Genomic DNA, 1,354 nt, shown 5'->3' with positions numbered 1-1,354 from the left:
GGTAGTGAACCCCAAAAGTTAGAGTTTTTATTATGCAGCTGATTGGCTGGTTTGAGTTCGGTATTGTACCGGACTCAAACCGGCCAGTTTTTCTTTTATTCTTTCGTGATTATAGTAATCCATGTACCTCTCTATTTTCTGTTTCAATTCAGTATAAGAAATCAATGGTTCTCCGTAATACATTTCTTGTTTCATAATGCCGAAAAAGTTCTCCATAACAGCGTTATCCGCACAGTTAGCTTTCCTCGACATGCTTTGAAAGATGTTGTTCTTCTTTAAGGTTTTCACCCATTTATTATGTTGATAATGCCACCCTTGGTCTGAATGAATGGTTGTTCGATACTCGGATTCATACCTGATGACGTCAACTGCTTGATCAAGTGGTTGAAGGACCATATCTAATGTTGGTTTATTAGAAATGCCATAAGAAATAATCTCGCCATTATACAAGTCTAATATTGGATTTAAGTAAAGTTTTTCATTTCCTGAGCACTTGAATTCCGTCAGATCTGTAACGAGTTTTTGGAGTCGGACCGTCGTATTGAATCGACGATTCAAACGATTTTTCGCCACTTTCCCCACGGTTCCTTTATATGATTTATAGCGGGATTTACGAGTGAACTTCACACATGTCACGCCTTGTTCCCTCATGATTCGTTGAACTTTCTTATGATTCACTTGATACCCCTTCTTTTTTAATTCTAAATGAATGCGACGATAGCCGTACTTTCCCTCGTGTTTCTTAACCAACTCATGCGTTGTTTCAATCAATTCACGATCTGAGTCATCATTTTTTCTTAACTGATGAATGTGGTAGTGATAAGTGGCTTCTGGTATGCCTACGATCAATAGAACATGTTTTAATTTGAATCCTTCTTCTTTGAGTTCGAACGCCAGCGCTGCTTGTGCTTTTCGAGGAAGGCATCCGGGTTCTCCTGAAAAGCTTTTAACTTTTTTAAGTAAGCATTTTCTAAACGAAGCAGCTCATTTTCACGAGCTAATTCCTCGCGAGACATCTTTTTTTCTTGGTTAGATGATTTTGATTTCCTTTTTCCAGACATTGGGGGCCGTCCTTTCGGTTTTTCTTTGAGCCCTTCCAACCCTTCTTGGTGAAAAGTGATGTTCCACGTCGCAATTAGAGACGGATTATTCAACTTAAACTCTATTGCGGTGTCTTGGTAAGAAGCGCCCGTTTGTTTCATAAAGTTTAATACACCTAACTTAAATTGAACAGGGTAAACTGTGTTTGAACGCTTTCTCTTTAACCCTTCCTTACCAAGATTCTTGTATGCCTTTACCCATTTTCTTACTTGTTGTTTATTCGGTATATTGTGTTTTTTTGCCAACAACCTAT

Annotated in this window: 1 protein-coding gene and 1 pseudogene; both read right to left on the bottom strand. The window is 38.3% G+C overall.

The features are described 5' to 3' along the window. Window positions 1-30 precede the first annotated feature (30 nt). Window positions 31-903 (bottom strand): annotated as a pseudogene (locus tag ACE4RR_RS21480) (IS3 family transposase); the annotation flags it as partial. Beyond that, complete coding sequence (locus ACE4RR_RS21475) at window positions 861-1,346, bottom strand: helix-turn-helix domain-containing protein (RefSeq protein ID WP_375537453.1); 486 nt, start codon at window positions 1,344-1,346, stop codon at window positions 861-863. The pseudogene ACE4RR_RS21480 and the gene ACE4RR_RS21475, both read right to left, overlap by 43 nt. Window positions 1,347-1,354 lie beyond the last annotated feature (8 nt).

Origin of the sequence: Alteribacillus sp. HJP-4 (assembly GCF_042139015.1) — a bacterium.
Lineage (GTDB): Bacteria > Bacillota > Bacilli > Bacillales > Marinococcaceae > JBHIKY01.
Note: the sequence above shows the minus strand (reverse complement) of the source record. Positions and strands in the feature narration are given on the sequence as shown.